This window comes from Pseudomonas sp. FG29 (assembly GCF_057809355.1).
Genome location: NZ_JBMDJU010000010.1, coordinates 16,845 through 36,645, shown reverse-complemented (window position 1 = coordinate 36,645; position 19,801 = coordinate 16,845). Strand labels below are relative to the sequence as shown.

Sequence of the window (19,801 nt, the reverse complement as noted above, 5' to 3'; positions counted from 1 at the left end):
TTCGTACTGCCATACCAACAATTACACCGGAGTCGAACATGTCAAAACGCACCTTCGCAGCATCCCTGGTGGCCTTCTCCCTGATGACCGGTCTGGCCCAGGCCGAGGTCACGGTGCCCGAGCGCCTGAAAACGGCGGACAAGATCGTGTATTGCGGTGCGATGGATTCGCCGCCCATGGGCTTCTTCGACGAGAAGCAGAAGCCGGTCGGCATCACCGTCGAGCTGGGTGACGAGATCGCCAAGCGCCTCGGTGGCAAACGTGTGGAATGGCGCGTGACGCCCTTCTCCGGCCTGATTCCGGCACTGATGGCGCAACACTGCGACATGATCGTCGACCAGCTGTTCGACAAGCCGGCACGCCGCGAAGTCATCGACATCGTCAACTACATGTACTCCAGCCAGGCGGTCACCGTGCTCAAGGACAACCCGGCCGGCATCCACAGCCTTGACGACCTTTCCGGCAAGCGCGTCGCCGTGCTCAACGGCTCGACCATCCGCACCCTGCTCGAAGCGCACAACGAAGTCCTGGGCAAGGCCGGCAAGGCGCCGATGACCCTGGTGGTGTTCAACTCCGACACCGATGCCTTCCAGGCGCTGCGTGTCGGTCAGGCCGATGCCTACGGCACCACCATGGAAACCGCCGGCTACTACCAGAGCATGGCGCCGGATCTGTTCGAGGTGGGCGTACCCGCGTTCGACAAGATTCTCACCGGCTTCGGCATCCGCAAGGACGATCCCGAACTGAGCACGGCGGTCAGCCAGGCTCTGGCCGACATGAAGGCCGACGGCAGCTACATGGCGCTGCTCGGCAAATGGCACATCGAAGGCAACAAGCTCGACTGAGGCGCGACGATGAACTTCAACTGGGACATATTCTGGCAATACCTGCTGCAGCCCAGCGACGTATACCTCTACGGCCTCTGGCTGACCTGCGTGATCGCAGTGATGGCGATGCTGCTGGGATGCGTCCTGGGGTTGCTGGCGGCGCTGATGCGCGCCTCCAGCAATCCGCTGCTCAACTACCCGGTGCGCTTCTACATCTGGCTGATGCGTGGCACGCCCCTGCTGGTGCAGATCGTCTTCCTCTACACCGCGCTGGCGGCCGGCGGCATCTTCCGCTTCGAGGATCTGAACCTGGGGCTGTTCATCCTGCCGGGCAATATTCAGGCTGCGATCATCGCCCTGGGCCTCAACGAGGGTGCCTACATGGCGGAGATCATCCGCTCCGGCATCAACGCGGTGGATCGTGGCCAGTACGAGGCGGGGCGTTCGCTGGGGATGAGTTATCCACGGCTGATGCGCCGCATCGTCCTGCCGCAGGCCTTCCGCGTGATCGTGCCGCCGCTGGGTAACGAGTTCAACGTGATGCTCAAGAACACCACCCTGGTCAGCGTCATCGGTGTACAGGAGCTGCTGCTCAGCACGCAGATGATCACCTCTGCGACCTTCCGCGTGTTCGAGCTGTACCTGGTGGTGGCCATCTACTTCCTGCTGCTGACCACGGTCTGGGGCTTCTTCCAGCGCTGGCTGGAGACGCGCTTCGGGCGTACCGACGGCCATGTGCCGGCGAGTGGACGGATGTTCGGTCTCGGTGCCATGAAATTTCTGAGGGGGCGTTGAGATGAGCGCATTGGACGAGAGTCTGGTGATCCAGGCGCACGACGTGCACAAGCGCTTCGGCGAGCTGGAGATCCTCAAGGGCGTGTCGCTGAACGTACGTCGTGGCGAGGTGGTGGTGCTGATCGGTGCCTCTGGCTCGGGCAAGACCACCTTCATCCGCTGCCTCAACTACCTGGAGGACATCCAGGGCGGCAGCATCCGGGTCAACGGCAAGCCGATGGGCTACATCGAGCGTGCCGACGGCAAGCGCGTGCGCGATTCCGAGCGCAACATCGCGCGCATGCGCCGCGACATCGGCATGGTGTTCCAGCGCTTCAACCTGTTCCCGCACATGACCGTGTTGGAGAACATCATCGAAGCACCGACCCAGGTGCTCGGTGTGAGTCGTCGCGAGGCCGAGGAACAGGCGCGGCAACTGCTGGCCCGCGTGCGCCTGTCGGACAAGGCCGATCACTATCCCAGCCAGCTTTCCGGTGGCCAGCAGCAGCGTGTGGCGATTGCCCGCGCGCTGGCGATGAAGCCGCAAGCCATGCTCTTCGACGAACCGACCAGCGCTCTCGATCCGGAAACCGTGGGCGAGGTGCTGCAGGTGATGAAGGAGCTGGCCGAGGAGGGCATGACCATGGTGGTGGTCACCCACGAAATGGGCTTCGCCCGCGAGGTGGCCGACCGCGTGGTGGTGCTGCACCAGGGCGAACTGATCGAAGAGGGCCCGCCGGCCCAGGTCTTCGGCAACCCCCATCACCCACGCACGCGGGAATTTCTCAGCCGCGTTCTGTGAGGGCGAGCGGCGCCTCTTGCCGCTCAGTCCTGTCATCAAATTCCTGATCGAGTTCCAGTCATGCTCAATTTCTCTGCCCACGAGTACCCCTACGCCTCTCAGCGCCAGAGCGTGTTCGCCCGCAAGGGCATGGTCGCTGCCTCGCAACCGCTGGCCGCCGAAGCCGGCATCGCCATGCTGCGCCGTGGCGGTAACGCGGTGGATGCCGCCATCGCCACCGCTGCCGCGCTGACTGTGGTCGAGCCCACCGGCTGCGCCATCGGCGGTGACGCCTTCGCCCTGGTGTGGATCAAGGACAAACTGTACGGCCTCGACGCCAGCGGCCATGCGCCGGCGGCGCTCACCAGCGAGGCGGTCAAGGCTGCCGGCCACGAGCGTGTGCCGGTGCACGGCTGGCTGCCGGTCACCGTGCCCGGTTGCCCTGCAGCCTGGGCCGAGCTGTCGCGGCGTTTCGGCAAGCTGCCTTTCCCCGAGTTGCTGCAGCCGGCCATTGAGCTGGCGCACGACGGCTTCCCGGTATCGCCGGTGGTCGCTCACCAGTGGCGCATCGCCTTCGAGGAATACCAGGCCAGCCGCGACGCCTTCCCCGAGCTGCAGGCCTGGTTCGACACCTACCTGATCGACGGCCAGGCGCCGGTTGCCGGGCAACTGTTCCGCAACCCGGCGCAGGCGCAGACCCTGGCCGAACTGGCCGCCACCCAGTGCGAAAGCTTCTACCGCGGCGCCATTGCCGAGCGCCTGGCCGACCATGCCGCCACCACTGGCGGCAAACTCTCGGCTGCCGACCTGGCCGGCTACCTGCCGCGCTGGGTCGAGCCGATCAAGGTCAACTATCGCGGCTATGACGTCTGGGAAATTCCGCCGGCCGGCCAGGGCCTGATTGCCCTTATGACCCTGAAGATTCTCGAAGGCTTCGAATTCGACCACCGCGACAGCCGCCAGACCTGGCACCACCAGATCGAGGCGATGAAGCTGGCCTATGCCGACGGCCTGCACTACATCACCGACCCCGAGCACATGCGCGTGGCCGCCGAGCAACTGCTCGCCGACAGCTACTGCGCCCAGCGCCGTGCGCTGATCGGCGAGCGTGCCCGCGAGCCGCTGCATGGCGACCCCCAGGCCAGCGGCACGGTGTACGTCGCCACCGCCGATGGCGAAGGCAACATGGTCTCGTTCATCCAGAGCGCCTATCACGGCTTCGGCTCCGGCGTAGTGCTGCCGAACAGCGGCATTGGTCTGCAGAACCGGGGGTACGAGTTCAGCCTCGACCCGAGCCACTCCAACTACCTGCAACCGGGCAAGAAGACCTTCCACACCATCATCCCGGGTTTTCTCAGCAAGGACGGCGTGGCGGTCGGCCCGTTCGGTGTGATGGGTGGCTACATGCAGCCACAGGGCCATGTGCAGATGGTGATGAATATGGTCGACTTCGGCCTCAACCCCCAGGCCGCGCTGGATGCCCCCCGCTGGCAGTGGCTGGGTGGGCAGAAGGTCGGCATTGAGCAGGAAACCCCGCGCGACCTGACCTTCGCCCTGGCCCGTTGCGGGCATCAGATCGAAGTGGCCTGCGACCGCACCGACTACGGGCGCGGCCAGATCATCGTGCGTGACCCACAGACCGGCGTACTCTGCGGCGGCACCGAGCCGAGGGCCGACTCGCATATTGCGGTGTATTGAGGGGCGGCATCCCCCGGTCGATGGCGGCCGGGGATGCGCGCCAGCGTGATCAGCTGCGATACAGCTTGAGGCTCTCCACCCGTTCCCGGTAGGCGCCTAGGCGTTCCTTGAGCTGATCCTTGTGCGCGCTGGCCACGCAGTGCAGCAGCACGTTCAGGGCGCTGGTCAGGCCGCCGGTGGATTCCAGGATCAAGCCGGTCTTGGTCTTCATGGTGACGATGTATGGCGTGTCGATATGTTTGGCGATGCCGTATTCGTCGGTGAACACCACCAGGTCGGTGTTCTGCTTCAGGCAGTTGTTGGCGAAGGCGATGCCGGCATCGGCGTAAGGCGCGATGTCGATCAGGATCACGCAGCAGCGCTGGTTGTGGCTGTCCAGCCACTGGCCGAGCACGCCGCTGTAGAGATCGAGAAATTCCACGCCCGAGCGCACCAGGGCCAGGCGGTTGGCGAAGTCCTCGGCCAGCCCGCGAATGGTCTGGAAGCCGCAGACGAACACGCGTTCGGCATCCCCGACGCGCGCCACGATATCGCGCCAGTGCTGGCTGCCGAGCAGTTCGGCGAAGGCGCGCAGGGCTTCGACTTCCTCGTTGAGGTGGGCCACCAGGTCTTCCGGTTGCTCGACGCGCTCGATCAGCGCTGGGTTGAGCAGCGATTGCACGCGCACTTCGTCGCGCAACTCGTCCTTCAGGCTTTTCAGGCCCTTGTAGCCGAGCCGGCGCAGAAAGCGGCTGACCGTATTGGGGCTGACCCCGCTCTTGGCCGCCAGGCTGGCGCCGTTCTCGAAGGCGAGGGTTTCCAGGTTGGCCTGGATGTAGACCCACAGGGTGCGCTCGGCCGGCGTCAGCTTGCCTTCCAGGTGTTGCATCTTGCCATCGAGCATGTCCGATTCCCCTGCCATGCCAAAACGTTCTGACATTTAAATGTCAGAGTATTGATCTTTGGAAGAAATATATTCTACTCTGCAGCCGTAACGCAAAGAGCTGTCGATTGGCCGCTGTTTGGGTGAGAGAGCCAGCAGAAGTCTTTCCACCTCGTCGTCGACGCTCGCGCTTCCTGCCGCAACAAGCAAATGTCGCGCCCTGCGCGGCCACAACAGTGGAGAACAGGAACATGCCCATACTGCGTCATCTCGCCCTGTGCGTCGCGCTTGGCAGCGGCCTCGTCACCGGCGCCGCCCAGGCCGCCGAAGAACTGCGCCTGTACAACTGGGGCGACTACATCAACCCCGAAGTGCTGACGCGCTTCACCGCCGAGACCGGCATCAAGGTGTCGCTCGACACCTACGGCAGCAACGAAGAGATGCTGGCCAAGCTGCAGGCCGGTGCCAAAGGCTACGACATCGTCTTCCCCTCGGTGCACATGCACGACACCATGGCCGCCCTCGGCCTGCTGGAGAAGACCGACATCAACCAGGATGCCGCCTTCGCCAATATCGACCCCGCCTTCCTGCGCTCGAAATCCGACCCCAAGGGTGAATACTGCATGCCCTACGCCTGGGGCACGGTGGGCATCTTCTACAACAAGAACAAGGTCTCCAAGCCGATCGAGAGCTGGGATGACTTCTTCGCCGAGGCCAAGGCCGGCAAGAAGGTGATCATGCTCGACGACATGCGCGAGACCCTCGGCGTCGGCTTGATCAAGGATGGCAAGTCGGTCAACAGCACCGACCCGGCTGAGCTCAAGCAGGCCGCCGACTGGCTGATCGAGCGCAAGCCGCTGATCGCCGCCTTCACCTACGACAGCGTGCCGATGGTGCAATCCGGCGACGCCGCCGCCTCGCACTATTTCGTCGGCGCCATGATGTACGTGAAGCAGGATCCGCAGAACCTCGCCTACGTCATCCCCAAGGAAGGCGCGACGATGTACCAGGAGGACATGTGCGTCCTCAAGAGCGCGCCGAACAAGGCCAACGCCAAGCGCTTCATGAGCTTCTTCCTGCAGCCCGAGATTGCCGCGCTGAACACCGCGCAGCAGATGAACGGCACGCCGAACAAGGAAGCGCTGAAACTGCTGCCGGCCGAGTTGCGTGATAACCCGCAGGTCAACCCGCCGGCCGATGTCATGGCCAAGCTGCAGATCTTCCAGGATCTGGGCAAGGGCCTGAAGCAGTACGACCGGGTGTGGACGCGAGTGCGTACCGCCAACTGAGCCCGCCAGGTCGCGGCTGAAGCCCTGTAGGAGCGGCTTCAGCCGCGATTACTCCAATATCGATGGAGTCCTCCATGACCGCTTTCACCCAAACCGCGCCGGTGGTCGAGATCCGGGGCGCGGTGAAGCACTACCGTGCGCCGGAAGGTCACCTGGTGCGTGCCCTCGATGGCCTCGACCTGGCTGTCGGCAGCAATGAATTCGTCACCCTGCTGGGGCCGTCCGGCTGCGGCAAGACCACCCTGCTGCGCACCATCAGCGGCTTCGAGCAACTCGATGGCGGCGAGCTGCTGATCCAGGGCCAGCCGATGAATCTGGTGCCGCCGCACCGCCGTCCGGTGCACACGGTGTTCCAGAGCTACGCGTTGTTCCCGCATATGAGCATCGGCGACAACGTCGGCTATGCGCTGGACGTGCGCGGCGTCGGTAAGGCCGAGAAACGCCAGCGCGTCGGCGAGGCGCTGGAAATGGTCGGCCTGGGCGGCATGGAGCGGCGCAAGCCCGGCCAACTCTCCGGTGGCCAGCAGCAACGTGTGGCGCTGGCCCGCGCCATCGTCGACCGCCCGGCACTGCTGTTGCTCGACGAGCCGCTGTCGGCCCTCGACCGCCAGTTGCGCCAGGCCATGCAGCGCGAGCTGAAGAACCTGCAGCACGAACTGGGCATCGCCTTCGTCTTCGTCACCCACGACCAGGAAGAAGCGCTGACCATGAGCGACCGCATCGTGGTGCTCAATGGCGGCCATATCCAGCAGATCGGCGCCCCGGCAGAAATCTACCACCGCCCGGCCAACGCCTTCGTCGCCGGTTTTATCGGCGAGAGCAACCTGTTCGACGTGCACGTCGGCTCGATCGACGACGGCATCGCCTACCTGCTCGACAGCCAGGGCGACCTGTTGCAGGCGCACCACCCCGACCTGTGCGTCGGCCAGTATGCCCAGCTCATGCTGCGCCCCGAGCAATTCCACCTGCAGTGCCCCGGCGAGGGCTTCGCCGCGCTGGAAGGGCGCCTCGAGCAGCTGCTGTTCATCGGCAAGGACTTCGAATTGCTGCTGCGCACCAGCCACGGCCGCCTGGTCAAGGCGGTGCTGCGTGACGCCGCGCCGCAACGCCTGCGCACCGGCGACAACGTGCAGCTCTGGTACGGCCTGGAGGCCGCGCACCTGATCCCCGGAGGTGCCTGATGCTAATGCGCGAGCGACTGCGCCTGGTCGGTCTGCTGACCCCGGTGACGTTGATCATCGGCGTGTTCTTTCTCGCCCCGCTGAGCATCATGGCGGTGTACAGCCTGCTCGAGCCGGGGCTCTACGGTGGCGTCGAGTGGAGCTTCTATCCGGACAACTTCGGCCGCGTGCTGGGCTGGGCCGATGGCGTCAACGAGGAATTCGATCCGGTCTACCTGGAAATCATCCTGCGCTCGTTCAAGCTGGCCGCGCTGACCGTGCTGGCGACCCTGGCGCTGTGCTACCCGGCAGCCTTCTGGGTGGCCCGCCAGCCGGAGCGGATGCGCAACTTCTGCCTGTTCCTGATCACCCTGCCGTTCTTCACCAGCCTGATCGTGCGCCTCTACGCCTGGCTGCTGATTCTGCGTCCCAGCGGCGTGATCAACACCGCGCTGGCGGCGCTGGGTTTCTACAACCCGGTGGAGCTGATCTACACCGAGACCGCGGTGCTGATCGGCATGACCTACATCTTCATCCCGTTCATGTTCATGCCCGTCTACGCCAGCGTCGAGAAGCTCGACAAGCGCTTGCTGGAAGCCTCGGCCGACCTCGGCGCGAGCCGCTGGCAAAGCTTCTGGAAGGTGATCTTCCCGCTGACCCTGCCGGGCATCGCCGCTGGCTCGATCATCGTCTTCATCCCCAGCCTGGGTAACTTCATCGTGCCGTCGCTGCTCGGCGGCGCGCGTGTACTGATGATCGGCAGCCTGGTCGAGCAGCAATTCCTCGCCGCGCGCAACTGGCCGTTCGGAGCCGCCCTGGCGATGCTGCTGATGGCTGCAGTGCTGGTGTGCCTGGTGCTCTACGTGCTGGCGCAAGGGCGCAACAGCGCACAGGAGGCCAGCCGATGAGTACCTTGCTCGCACGTCTCGGGCGCCGCCTGCTGGGCGGCTACAGCCTGGCCTTCTTCGTCTTCCTGTACCTGCCGATCGGCCTGATCGTCGCCTACTCGTTCAACAGCAACCCGATCAACATGATGATCTGGGACGGCTTCAGCCTGGACTGGTATCGCTCGCTGTTCGGCCTGTCCACCAACCTCAGCGAGAACGCGCTGTACGTCGAATCCACCGACCAGTTGCTGGCAGCGTTGCGCACCAGCCTGGTGGTGGCGCTGACCACCACGGCGATCTCCACGGTAATCGGCACGCTCACCGCGCTGGCCCTGGCACGCTATCGTTTCCGCCTGCAGAAGTTCTACCGGGTGCTGCTGTTCATGCCGATGCTGATGCCCGACATCGTGCTCGGCATCGCCCTGCTGATCTTCTTCGTCGGTGTCGGCATGCCGCTGGGCAAGGGCTCGATCATCATCGGTCATTGCACCTTCCTGATCAGCTACGTGTTCCTCATCGTCAGCGCGCGCCTGGCCGGCATGGACACGCGCCTGGAGGAAGCCTCGGCCGATCTCGGCGCCTCACCCTGGACGACCTTCCGCCGCGTGACCCTGCCGCAGATCCTGCCCGGAGTGATCGGCGGTGCGCTGCTGGCGTTCATCATCTCGATGGACGATCTGGTGATCACCTACTTCATCGCCGGGGTCGACTCCACCACGCTGCCGGTCTTCATCTACGGCATGATCCGCCGCGGCATCAAGCCCGAGATCAACGCCATCGCCACCCTGCTGCTGATTGCCTCGCTGCTGATCGCCGCCCTCGGCTTGTACCTGCGCAATCGCAAGCCCGCCACTTCCCAGGATGACTCCCATGGCTAAACCTCGCGCCCGCGAACTCGGCCTGCCGCTGCCCGGCACCCCCGGCCCGTACAACGCCATCACCGACGTGCCCGGCGTGCTGGTCGGCTACCGCACCCTCGATGGTGCGGCCGCCAACGGCCGGCGTATCCAGACCGGCGTCACCGCCATCCTGCCGCGCGGCCGTGATAGCCAGCCACAACCGGTATGGGCGGGCTTCCATGCCCTCAACGGCAATGGCGAGATGACCGGCACGCACTGGATCGAACACGGCGGCTACTTCGTCGGCCCGCTGTGCATCACCAACTCGCACAGCGTCGGCATCGTCCACCACGCCGCCACGCGCTGGACGATCCAGCAGTACGCCGACGCCTGGCAGCGCGAACACCTGTGGGCCATGCCGGTGGTGGCCGAGACCTATGACGGGGTGATCAACGATATCAACGGCCAGCACGTCAGCGAGGCCGATGCCCTGGCCGCGCTCGATGCGGCAAAGGGCGGCGCCATTGCCGAGGGCAACGTCGGCGGCGGCAACGGCATGATCTGCTACGGCTACAAGGGCGGCACCGGCAGTGCTTCGCGCCTGGTCGAGATCGACGGCCAGACCTACACCCTCGGCGCCCTGGTGCAGGCCAACCATGGCCAGCGCGCCTGGCTCAAGGTCTGCGGTGTGCCGGTGGGCGAGCGCCTGGAAGATGAACTGCCTGCCGGGCTGGAGCGTGAGCGCGGCTCGATCATCGTCATCCTCGCCACCGACGCGCCGCTGCTGCCGCACCAACTGAAGCGCCTGGCGCAGCGTGCCGGCCTCGGCATCGCCCTGGCCGGCACGCCGGGTGGCAACAACTCCGGCGATATCTTCCTCGCCTTCAGTGTGGCCAACCCACGGCCCTTGCCGCAGGTCTCGCCAGCGCGGCTGAACCTCGACTACCTCAACGATGAGTGTTTCGACGCGCTCTACCTGGCCGCCGTGCAGGCCACCGATGAGGCGGTGCTCAATGCCATGTTGGCTGCCGAGGACTCGCCGATGCAGAAGCCTGAAGGCATCTGCCGCGCCATCGATGGCGAGCGCCTGCGCCAACTGGTGACCGGCGCGTGATGCGTAGCCCGGATGAAATCCGGGGCACAGGCGATACCGAGTCCCCGGATTGCATCCGGGCTACGTGAAGCGCGCTCGTGCTTGAGCAGGTGCGCCGTTCGCCGCAGCGTGTTTAGATCGCGTGCTTATCGAACCTGCCAGCAAGGAAGGACAGCATGATCACGTGTTACCTGCGCTATATCGTCGATCCCTACAAGCTCAAGGAATTCGAGCACTACGCCAAACTGTGGATTCCCTTGGTAGCGCGTTTCGGCGGCACGCACCATGGTTACTTCCTGCCGTCCGAGGGCGCCAACGACGTGGCCCTGGCGCTGTTCAGCTTCCCCAGCCTGGCCGAATACGAACGCTATCGGCAGGACTCCCTCGCCGATGCCGAGTGTCAGGCGGCCTTCCGCTACGCCGAAGAGACGCGTTGCATCCTCAGCTACGAGCGCAGCTTTTTCCGGCCTGTGTTCGAGTAGGCGGACTAGCAGGCTGTTGAAAAACTACCTGCGTTGGCAATACTGCGTTAAAAACAGCCTCAAAATGCTCATTTACAACACGTAAACCCGAATGCGGGCCCAGTACTTTTTCGGCTGTTTTTGCGGGGCCGCCATCGGCCTTGTCTTGCCTGCCTCGCCTACGTTTTTCAACGGCCTGCTAGGCCACAGCCTCGCGCTTCTCGCCCAGCTCCGCCTTGCAGTAATCGACGAACAACTGCGCCGGCTTGGTCAGTTGCGCGCGTTTCAGCCAGGCGGCGACCAGGCCGGAGCCGGTGACGTCTTCGGTGATGTTCACGCACACCACCTGCTTGCCGTCATAGGTGGTGTTGCAGTGCGGGCGGGTGACCAGCACCGAGAAGCCGAAGCCCTGGCCGACCATGCCGCGCACCATCTCGATGGAGGGCGAGCTGAACACGATGTTTGGCGACAGGCCCAACTCCTCGAAGATGCTCACGAAGTAGTTCCGGCTCGGCAGTACGTCGAGCAGGATCATCGGGTCGAGCACCAGGTCGCGTAGCGACACCTGCGCCTGGGCGGCGAAGCGGTGGCCTTCGGGCAGCAGCGCGTAGGGCCGTTGTGGCGGCATCAGCGGTTCGGTCTCGATGGTGGCGTCCAGGTCGTGTTCGTAGAAGATCGCCAGGTCGAAGCGGCCGGCGGTCAGGCCCTGCACCAGCTCGTGTTGTTCGCCGTCGTGCAGGCGGATTTCCACGCCCGGGTAGCGCTGGCGAAAGCCGGCGATCAGGCGCGGCAGGTAAAGCGGGGCGACTGTCTCGAAGCAGCCGATGTCGATCTGCCCGGCCACCACGTCGTTGTCGGCCAGGGCGTTCTGCTCGAACTCGTGCGCCATACGCAGCAGCTCCTGCGCCTTGCGGTAGAAGCGCGCGCCACCGGGGGTGAGCGACACGCCCTGGGCGTGGTGGCGGATGAACAGCTGCACGCCGAAGCTCTCTTCCAGGCCCTTGATGGCCGTGGAGATGGAGGGCTGGGCGATGTACAGCTTGCGCGACGCCTCGGCGACGCTGCCGCATTCGACGGTGGTGACGAAATACTTGAGTTGACGCAGGGTGTAGGCAGCCACGCAAGGAACCTCTGGCGATCTTCTTTTGGTGCTCACCATACGCGCAGTTCAGTCCGTGGGAGGCGAGCATCTTGTTTGCCAGTGGCCATATTTTTTCTGGCCCTGGGCGAGGGGATGCCTTGCAAGAGTCGTACACGAGGCGGGCAGCGAGGCGGGACAGTGTCGGAGCGACTGATGGTGGGCTGAAGCCCACCCTACGCCACCCTACCGGGGTGTGGGCGGGCTGAAATGGTGCGTGGTGTGGGGCGGTTTGGTGTGCTTCGCGTCAGGCGTGGCGGGGCCTGGCGGCGCGTCGTCGGGTATTTGCACAAGGAGTTGGCGGGCTGCACTGCCTTGGTGCGGGTGTGACCATCTTTTTCGTATGTCCCGGCGACATTTTTAATATTTTTCCTATCTTCGGGCTTGCGCCACCATCAGTTCCGCAACCGCCAAACGGTACAAGGGGACTGTGGTGTACGAACTCAGCGACTGGCAGCAACGCGCCCGGCAGCAAGCCTTCATCGAACAGGCCATCATCGGTGGTCGCCGTGTGGCGGCGCAGTCCGGCGCCACCTTCGCGGCCATCAACCCGGCCACCGGCCAGGTGCTGGCGCAGGTCGCCGCCTGTGGTGAGGCCGAGGTCGAACTGGCCGTGCGCAGCGCCCGCCAGGCCTTCGAGGCGGGCGTCTGGTCGCAGCGCACCCCGAGCGAACGCAAGCAGGTGCTGCTGCGCCTGGCCGAGCTGATCCTGGCCCATCGCGACGAACTGGCGCTGCTCGATTCGCTGAACATGGGCAAGCCGGTGATGGATGCCTGGAACATCGACGTGCCCGGTGCCGCTGGCGTGTTCCGCTGGTACGCCGAGAGCCTCGACAAACTCTACGACGAAGTCGCGCCCAGTGCGCGCAACGTGCTCGCCACCATCACCCGCGAAGCGCTGGGCGTGGTCGCCGCCGTGGTGCCGTGGAATTTCCCCCTGGACATGGCCGCCTGGAAGCTGGCGCCGGCCCTGGCCGCCGGCAACTCGGTGGTGCTCAAGCCCGCCGAGCAGTCACCGTTCTCCGCCCTGCGTCTGGCCGAACTGGCGCTGCAGGCCGGTTTGCCGGAAGGCGTGCTGAACGTGGTGCCGGGCCTCGGCGAGAGCGCCGGCAAGGCCCTGGGCCTGCATATGGACGTCGACTGCCTGGCCTTCACCGGCTCCACCGAGGTGGGCAAATACTTCATGGGCTACTCGGCGCAGTCCAACCTCAAGCAGGTGTGGCTGGAGTGCGGCGGCAAGAGCGCCAACCTGGTGTTCGCCGATTGCCAGGATCTCGACCTGGCCGCCGAGAAGGCCGCCTTCGGCATCTTCTTCAATCAGGGCGAGGTGTGCTCGGCCAACTCGCGCCTGCTGGTGCAGCGTTCGATCCACGATGAATTCGTCGAGCGCCTGCAGGCCAAGGCGCTCGACTGGCTGCCGGGTGATCCGCTCGATCCGGCCAGCCGCGCCGGCGCCATCGTCGAGGCGCGGCAGACCGCGCGCATCATGGCGTTCATCAACGGCGCCCAGGCCGATGGTGCGCGCCTGGTCTGCGGCGGCCAGCAACTGACTGTGGGTGCCTCGGACAACTTTATCGCGCCGACCATTTTCACCGGCGTGACGCCGAGCAGCCGCCTGGCCCGTGAGGAAGTCTTCGGCCCGGTGCTGGCGGTGCTGCCGTTCGATTCCGAGGACGAAGCCGTGGCCCTGGCCAACGACAGCGTCTACGGCCTGGCCGCCTCGCTGTGGAGCGACGACCTCAACCGCGCCCACCGTGTCGCCCGGCGCCTCAAGGCCGGCACCGTGTCGGTCAACACCGTCGATGCGCTGGACGTCAGCACGCCGTTCGGTGGCGGCAAGCAGTCCGGCTTTGGCCGCGACCTGTCGCTGCATTCGTTCGACAAGTACACCCAACTGAAAACCACCTGGTTCCAGCTCCGTGGATAGCCGATGCGGCGTGGCGATGGCTATCGCTGCGCTGTACCCATCCTGCGAGTGATGACAAGAATCCACGGAGACCTTGCGATGACTGCCCCGAAGCACAGTACGTCCGAATACCAGGCACTGGATGCGGCGCACCATATCCATGCCTTCCTCGACCAGAAGGCGCTCAACGAGAAGGGCGCGCTGGTGATTGCCAAGGGCCAGGGCCTGAACCTGTGGGACACGGACGGCAAGCGCTATCTCGATGGCATGTCCGGCCTGTGGTGCACCGCGCTGGGCTATGGCCGCGCTGACCTGAATGCTGCCGCAACGCGCCAGCTCGAAGAGCTGCCGTACTACAACCTGTTCTTCCACACCACGCACCCGCGCGTGGTGGAGCTGTCCGAGCTGCTCTTCAGCTTGCTGCCCAAGCACTACAGCCACGCCATCTACACCAACTCCGGCTCCGAGGCCAACGAGGTGCTGATCCGCACCGTGCGCCGCTACTGGCAGGTGGTGGGCAAACCGAGCAAGAGCATCATGATCGGTCGCTGGAACGGCTACCACGGCTCCACCTTGGGCAGCACCGCGCTCGGCGGCATGGGCTTCATGCACGAGATGGGCGGCATGCTGCCGGGCTTCGCCCATATCGGCGAGCCGTATTACTTCGCCGAGGGTGGCGAACTGTCCGAAGACGCCTTCGGCCTCCAGGCCGCCCGCGAGCTGGAAGCGAAGATCCTCGAACTGGGCGCCGAGAACGTCGCTGCCTTCGTCGCCGAACCCTTCCAGGGCGCCGGCGGCATGATCTTCCCGCCGGCCAGCTACTGGGCCGAGGTGCAGCGCATCTGCCGTCAGTACGACGTGCTGCTGTGCGCCGACGAAGTGATCGGCGGCTTCGGCCGTACCGGCGAGTGGTTCGCCCACCAGCACTTCGGCTTCCAGCCCGACACCCTGACCATCGCCAAGGGCCTGACCAGCGGCTACATCCCCATGGGCGGCCTGGTGCTCAGCGGTCGCATCGCCGACGCCCTGGTGCAGGAAGGCGGCGTGTTCGCCCACGGCCTGACCTACGCCGGCCACCCGGTGGCCGCCGCCGTAGCCATCGCCAACCTCACCGCGCTGCGCGACGAGAAGATCGTCGAGACGGTCAAGGCCGATACCGGGCCGTACCTGCAGAAACTGCTGCGCGAGACCTTCGTCGACCATCCGCTGATTGGTGATGTCCAGGGCACCGGCCTGGTCGCCGCGCTGCAGTTTGCCGAGGACAAGGCCACGCGCAAGCGCTTCGCCAACGAGAACGACATCGCCTGGCACTGCCGCACCGTCGGCTTCGACGAGGGGCTGATCATCCGCTCCACCCTTGGCCGGATGATCATGGCGCCGGCGCTGGTGGCCACGCATGCCGAGCTGGACGAACTGGTGGAGAAGACCAAACGCGCGGTGGATCGCACCGGGCGTGAGCTGAATCTGATGTGAGCCGAAGGCTGTAGGAGCGGCTGGGCGGCATTCCGTTTCATCCGCGATATCGCGGCTGAAGCCGCTCCTACGAGAGCAAAAGCGACAGGCATTACCCGAAACCGCCCCACAGAGGGCGGCGAAGAACCAGGCGCCGATCCAACGAGGTCGGCCCGTAAAAGTGTGTTTCGGCCACTGGCCAATCCCTGCCCCACGCAAACCAATAACGAGCCAACAGGCTGTGGGAGTGCTACATGAAATCGTCCTTGCGCCACCGTATCGTCCGTACCTTCGCGTGCACCGCCCTGGCTGCCGGCATGGCTGCCACCGCTCAGGCCGGCACCCTGTCCATCGGCCACACCACCTGGGTCGGCTACGGCACCCTGTACCTGGCCCGTGACCTCGGCTACTTCAAGGAAGCCGGTCTCGACCTGCAACTGACCACCATCGAGGAAGCCTCGATGTACATGGCCGCGCAGGCCTCGGGCAAGCTGTCCGGCTCGGCCTCGACCATCGACGAAATCCTCAAGTACCGCTCCAAGGACTTCTGCTTCAAGGCCGTGGCGGCGCTGGACGAATCCCACGGTGGCGACGGCATCGTGGTGCAGAACGACATCGCCGACATGCAGGGCCTCAAGGGCAAGGCGGTGGCGGTCAACGAGGGCTCGGTGTCGCAGTTCTGGCTCAGCTACCTGCTGAAGAAGGCCGGCATGAGCATGAGCGATATCGAAGTGCAGAACATGACCGCCGATGACGCCGCCTCGGCCTTTATCGCCGGCCACGTACCGGCGGCGGTGACCTGGGAGCCGAACCTGACCATGGTCAAGCAGAAGGGCAGCGGCAAGGTGCTGGTCGACAGCAGCGCTACACCCGGCGTGATCGTCGACGTGGTGGCGCTGGATTGCGGCGTCATCGAGAAGCAGCCGGAAGACGTCAAGGCGCTGGTTGCCGGCCTGTACAAGGCGGTCGAGTACACCAAGCAGAACCCGGAGAAGGCCTACGAAATCATGGCCAAGGGCGTTGGTGGCTACCTGTCCAATCCCAAGGATCTGGCCGAAGCGGCCAAGGGCGTGAAGTTCTACGACCAGGCCATGAGCGAGAAGCTGCTCGGCACTCCCGGCAAGGCCGGCGACATCGCCGAGATCATCAAGCTGGCCAACGAGACCTGGAGCACCCTGCAGGGCAAGCCCTATGCGGTGAGCTACGAGGATCTGGTGGATACCTCGTTCGTCGCGCCGTAAGTGCTCTGCTCCCCTCTCCCACTTGTGGGAGAGGGGCCGGGGGAGAGGGTTGGAAGCATGCGCATGAAGATGTCTTCCCCTCTCCCTAGCCCTCTCCCCAACGGGGAGAGGGGACTGACGGTGGTTACCTGCCGTTTTCCGTGCGTCTTCCCAATACCCGCAACACGAGGTGGTTCATGGCCACGCAAAAATCCTGGGTGCAGCGCTGCCTGACCCCGAAAGTCGACCTGCCTGGTCGTTTGGTGCTGGGCGCTAGCAGCCTCTGCTGGCTGCTGGTACTCGGTCTGTGGGCCCTGCTGTCCTACGGCGGCGTGGTGCCGTCGATGTTCCTGCCGACGCCGGGCGACGTGATCGCCGCCGGCGTGCGCCTGGCCGGCGACGGCACCCTGAGCAAGCATGTGCTGGCCAGCCTGGAAGTGGTGCTGATTGGCTTCGTCGTGTCGTCGCTGGTGTCGGTGCCGCTGGGCCTCTTGATGGGCAGTTTTCGCATCGTCCAGGCCTTTCTCGAGCCGCTGGTCAACTTCATCCGCTACCTGCCGGTGACCAGCTTCGTGCCGCTGTTCATCCTGTGGATCGGCATCGGCCTGGAACAGCGCGTGGCGGTGATCATCTTCGGCGTGTTCTTCCAGCAACTGGTGATGGTCGCCGACGTCTCCAAGGGCGTCTCGCGTGACCTGCTCAACGCCAGCTACACCCTCGGCGCCAGCCGTCGCGACGTGGTGCTGCACGTGCTCGGCCCGGCCTCGCTACCGGGCATCCTCGACACCCTGCGGGTGACCATGGGCTGGGCCTGGACCTATCTGGTGGTGGCCGAACTGGTCGCCGCCAGCAGTGGCCTCGGCTACATCAGCCTCAAGGCCATGCGCGGCTTCCAGGTCGACGTGATCTTCCTCGCCATCGCCATCATCGGCCTGCTCGGGCTGATCACCGACCAACTGTTCCGTCTGCTTCGACTGAGGATTGCCGCATGGGCGCAGTAGCCAAGAAACCCTACATCATGCCGCCGCTCAGCGCGTACGCCGAGGTCGCCGCGCGGCTCAAGGTGGACAACGTCAGCCTGCGCTACCAGTCGCCCAAGGGCGACACCTTCACCGCGCTGGATCGCGTCTCCTTCGAGGTGCCGGATCAGCAGTTCGCGGTGATCGTCGGCCCGTCCGGCTGTGGCAAGTCGAGCTTGCTCTACCTCACCGCCGGCCTCAACGAACCCACCGAGGGCGAGATTTACGTCGGCGGGCAGAAGGTCGACGGCCCCGGTGCCGACCGTGGCATGGTGTTTCAGGGCTACACCCTGTTCCCCTGGCTCACCGTGCGGCAGAACATCGAGTTCGGCCTCAAGCGGCGCAAGCTGCCGGCCAGCGAGATCCGCACCATCGTCGAGTTCTATCTCAACGAAGTGGGCCTGGCCAAGTTCGCCGAGCATTACCCCAAGCAGCTTTCCGGCGGCATGATGCAGCGCGTGGCCATCGCCCGTGCGCTGGCCAACGACCCGCAGATCCTGCTGATGGACGAACCCTTCGGCGCACTCGACAGCCAGACCCGCCTGCAGATGCAGCAACTGCTGCTGCAGGTGTGGGGCAACAGCAAAAAGACCGTGGTGTTCGTCACCCACGACATCGACGAAGCCATCCTGCTCGCCGACCGCATCTACGTGATGGGCGCGCGCCCAGGGCGGATCAAGGAAATTCTCGATGTGCCCATCGAGCGTCCGCGCACCCTCGACGTGGTCATGGAGCCTGAGTTCATCCGCATGAAGCGGCATATCCTCGGCCTGCTGCATGACGACATGGAAGAGGTGCATTGAGATGGAAGGCAGCTTCGACTACCTGATCGTCGGCGCCGGTTCCGCCGGCTGTGTGCTGGCCAACCGTCTGAGCGCAGACCCCGCCGTGCGCGTGTGCCTGATCGAGGCCGGCGGCAGCGACGCCAGCCCGCGTGTGCAGGTGCCGGCCGGCACCATCACCCTGTACAAGAGCAAGGTGTTCAGCTGGAACTACTTCTCCGCGCCGCAGAAGCACCTCGCCGGGCGTCGCCTGCACACCCCGCGTGGCAAGGCATTGGGCGGCTCCAGCTCGATGAACAGCATGATCTACATCCGTGGCGACGCCAGCGACTACGATCGCTGGGAGGCCGCCGGCTGCCCCGGCTGGGGCTGGAGCGACGTGCTGCCGTATTTCAAGAAATCCGAAGGCAACTGCCTGGGCCAGTCGCTGCACTACCACGGCACCCAGGGCGAGTTGCTGGTGGACAGACCGCGCGACCCCAACCCGTTGTCCGAGCGCTACATCCGCGCTGCCGAGCAGATCGGCCTCAAGCGCAACGACGACTTCAACGGCGGCAGCCTGGAAGGCGTTGGCCTCTATAACGTCACCCAGAAGAACGCCCGGCGCCTGTCCAGCTACCGCGCCTTCGTCGCCCCGGTGCGTAAACGCGACAACCTCGTCGTGCTCACCGGCTGCGAAGTGGAGCGCCTGCTGCTCGATGGCGAGCGCGTCACGGGTCTGGAGCTGCGCCAGAACGGCCAGTGGCGCACCCTGCAGTGCACCCGCGAGACCATCCTCTGCGCCGGTGCGCTGGGCTCGCCGCATATCCTGCTGAAATCCGGCATTGGCCCGAAGGCCGAGCTGGAGGCGGCCGGCGTGGCCTGCAAGGTCGACCTGCCTGGTGTCGGCAAGAACCTGCAGGATCATATCGACGGCACCCTCACCGTGCGCTCGAAGAGCCCGCTGTCGCTGGGCTTCTCCGTCGGCGCGCTGCCGAAGATCATCGCCTCGCCGTTCAAGTACCTGGCGCAGAAAATGGGCTGGCTGACCACCAACTACGTTGAGGCTGGCGGCTTCGCCCGCACGCCATTGGCGGGCGATCTGCCCGACGTGCAGATGCACTTCGTGCCCGGCTACCGCAGCCATCGCGGCCGCCTGTTCGAGTGGGGCCATGGCTACGCCATCCACACCTGCGTGCTGCGACCGAAGAGCATCGGCGAAGTGCGCCTGGGCGAGGGCCGCAGCCTGAGCATCGACTTCAACTTCTTCAGTGACGAGCAGGACGCCCGCGTGCTGGTGGAAGGGGTCAAGCTGGCGCGCAGCATCCTCGCCCAACCACAGTTCGCCGATATCCGTGGCGAGGAGATGCTGCCCGGCCCGCAGGTGCAGAGCGATGAGGAACTGCTGGCGCACCTGCGCGAGAAGGCCGCCACCGTGTTCCACCCGGTGGGCACCTGCAAGATGGGCAGCGACGACGCGGCAGTGGTCACGCCCGAGCTGAAGGTGCGTGGCGTGGCCAACCTGCGCGTGGCCGACGCCTCGATCATGCCGACGCTGATCAGCGGTAACACCAACGCGCCGTGCATCATGATCGGCGAGAAGGCTGCCGATCTGATCCGCCAGGTCTGAGCTT

At 65.1% G+C, this 19,801-nt stretch carries 18 protein-coding genes; 16 read left to right on the top strand and 2 right to left on the bottom strand.

Annotation, left to right across the window (positions count from 1 at the left end; genetic code table 11):
- Positions 1–83 precede the first annotated feature (83 nt).
- From ACODS1_RS12525 to ACODS1_RS12510, 4 genes are read left to right on the top strand one after another with little or no spacing between them, the layout of a single operon-like run.
- The gene (locus ACODS1_RS12525) at positions 84–845 is read left to right on the top strand and encodes an ABC transporter substrate-binding protein (protein WP_489085999.1); all 762 of its coding nucleotides are present in this window, start codon (positions 84–86) and stop codon (positions 843–845) included.
- Between the two features lie 9 nt (positions 846–854).
- Positions 855–1,622 (top strand): amino acid ABC transporter permease, encoded by a 768-nt coding sequence (locus ACODS1_RS12520; protein WP_489085908.1) that lies wholly within the window; start codon positions 855–857, stop codon positions 1,620–1,622.
- A 1-nt stretch (position 1,623) separates the two neighbouring features.
- The gene (locus tag ACODS1_RS12515) at positions 1,624–2,403 is read left to right on the top strand and encodes an amino acid ABC transporter ATP-binding protein (protein WP_489085907.1); all 780 of its coding nucleotides are present in this window, start codon (positions 1,624–1,626) and stop codon (positions 2,401–2,403) included.
- Positions 2,404–2,463: 60 nt separating this feature from the next.
- Positions 2,464–4,080, top strand: coding sequence for a gamma-glutamyltransferase family protein (locus tag ACODS1_RS12510; protein WP_489085906.1), 1,617 nt, complete (start codon positions 2,464–2,466; stop codon positions 4,078–4,080).
- 49 nt (positions 4,081–4,129) lie between these two features.
- Here ACODS1_RS12510 and ACODS1_RS12505 read toward each other — a convergent pair whose 3' ends face one another.
- Entirely contained in the window at positions 4,130–4,999 is an 870-nt protein-coding gene (locus ACODS1_RS12505) for a MurR/RpiR family transcriptional regulator (RefSeq protein ID WP_489085905.1), read from the bottom strand.
- 194 nt (positions 5,000–5,193) lie between these two features.
- Here ACODS1_RS12505 and ACODS1_RS12500 point away from each other — a divergent pair, with 194 nt between their 5' ends.
- The 6 genes from ACODS1_RS12500 (at position 5,194) to ACODS1_RS12475 (ending at position 10,692) form a co-directional block, all read left to right on the top strand.
- Positions 5,194–6,231 (top strand): polyamine ABC transporter substrate-binding protein, encoded by a 1,038-nt coding sequence (locus tag ACODS1_RS12500; protein WP_489085904.1) that lies wholly within the window; start codon positions 5,194–5,196, stop codon positions 6,229–6,231.
- Between the two features lie 74 nt (positions 6,232–6,305).
- A complete protein-coding gene (locus ACODS1_RS12495; protein WP_489085903.1) occupies positions 6,306–7,412 on the top strand; it encodes an ABC transporter ATP-binding protein in 1,107 nt (368 codons plus the stop codon).
- The gene (locus ACODS1_RS12490; protein ID WP_489085902.1) at positions 7,412–8,299 is read left to right on the top strand and encodes an ABC transporter permease; all 888 of its coding nucleotides are present in this window, start codon (positions 7,412–7,414) and stop codon (positions 8,297–8,299) included. The genes ACODS1_RS12495 and ACODS1_RS12490 overlap by 1 nt, the downstream gene beginning before the upstream one ends.
- Entirely contained in the window at positions 8,296–9,156 is an 861-nt protein-coding gene (locus ACODS1_RS12485; protein ID WP_489085901.1) for an ABC transporter permease, read from the top strand. The genes ACODS1_RS12490 and ACODS1_RS12485 overlap by 4 nt, the downstream gene beginning before the upstream one ends.
- The gene (locus ACODS1_RS12480; protein ID WP_489085900.1) at positions 9,149–10,231 is read left to right on the top strand and encodes a DmpA family aminopeptidase; all 1,083 of its coding nucleotides are present in this window, start codon (positions 9,149–9,151) and stop codon (positions 10,229–10,231) included. The genes ACODS1_RS12485 and ACODS1_RS12480 overlap by 8 nt, the downstream gene beginning before the upstream one ends.
- Before the next feature lie 155 nt (positions 10,232–10,386).
- Positions 10,387–10,692 (top strand): NIPSNAP family protein, encoded by a 306-nt coding sequence (locus tag ACODS1_RS12475; RefSeq protein ID WP_489085899.1) that lies wholly within the window; start codon positions 10,387–10,389, stop codon positions 10,690–10,692.
- A gap of 178 nt (positions 10,693–10,870) precedes the next feature.
- Here ACODS1_RS12475 and ACODS1_RS12470 read toward each other — a convergent pair whose 3' ends face one another.
- Positions 10,871–11,791, bottom strand: a complete 921-nt coding sequence (locus ACODS1_RS12470; RefSeq protein ID WP_489085898.1) for a LysR family transcriptional regulator — start codon at positions 11,789–11,791, stop codon at positions 10,871–10,873.
- 451 nt (positions 11,792–12,242) lie between these two features.
- Between ACODS1_RS12470 and ACODS1_RS12465 the strand changes: the two genes are divergently transcribed.
- The 6 genes from ACODS1_RS12465 (at position 12,243) to ACODS1_RS12440 (ending at position 19,797) form a co-directional block, all read left to right on the top strand.
- Positions 12,243–13,736 (top strand): aldehyde dehydrogenase, encoded by a 1,494-nt coding sequence (locus tag ACODS1_RS12465; RefSeq protein ID WP_489085897.1) that lies wholly within the window; start codon positions 12,243–12,245, stop codon positions 13,734–13,736.
- 78 nt (positions 13,737–13,814) lie between these two features.
- Positions 13,815–15,188: an aspartate aminotransferase family protein gene (locus tag ACODS1_RS12460; protein ID WP_489085896.1), complete on the top strand. Its 1,374-nt coding sequence runs from the start codon at positions 13,815–13,817 to the stop codon at positions 15,186–15,188.
- Between the two features lie 233 nt (positions 15,189–15,421).
- Positions 15,422–16,408, top strand: a complete 987-nt coding sequence (locus ACODS1_RS12455) for an ABC transporter substrate-binding protein (protein ID WP_489085895.1) — start codon at positions 15,422–15,424, stop codon at positions 16,406–16,408.
- Positions 16,409–16,584: 176 nt separating this feature from the next.
- On the top strand, positions 16,585–17,388 hold the full coding sequence (locus tag ACODS1_RS12450) for an ABC transporter permease (RefSeq protein ID WP_119694039.1): 804 nt from the start codon (positions 16,585–16,587) through the stop codon (positions 17,386–17,388).
- Positions 17,376–18,209, top strand: a complete 834-nt coding sequence (locus ACODS1_RS12445) for an ABC transporter ATP-binding protein (protein ID WP_322979500.1) — start codon at positions 17,376–17,378, stop codon at positions 18,207–18,209. The genes ACODS1_RS12450 and ACODS1_RS12445 overlap by 13 nt, the downstream gene beginning before the upstream one ends.
- Position 18,210: 1 nt before the next feature.
- Positions 18,211–19,797 carry a GMC family oxidoreductase gene (locus ACODS1_RS12440; protein ID WP_489085894.1) on the top strand — a complete coding sequence of 529 codons (1,587 nt, stop codon included), beginning with the start codon at positions 18,211–18,213 and terminating at the stop codon, positions 19,795–19,797.
- Positions 19,798–19,801 lie beyond the last annotated feature (4 nt).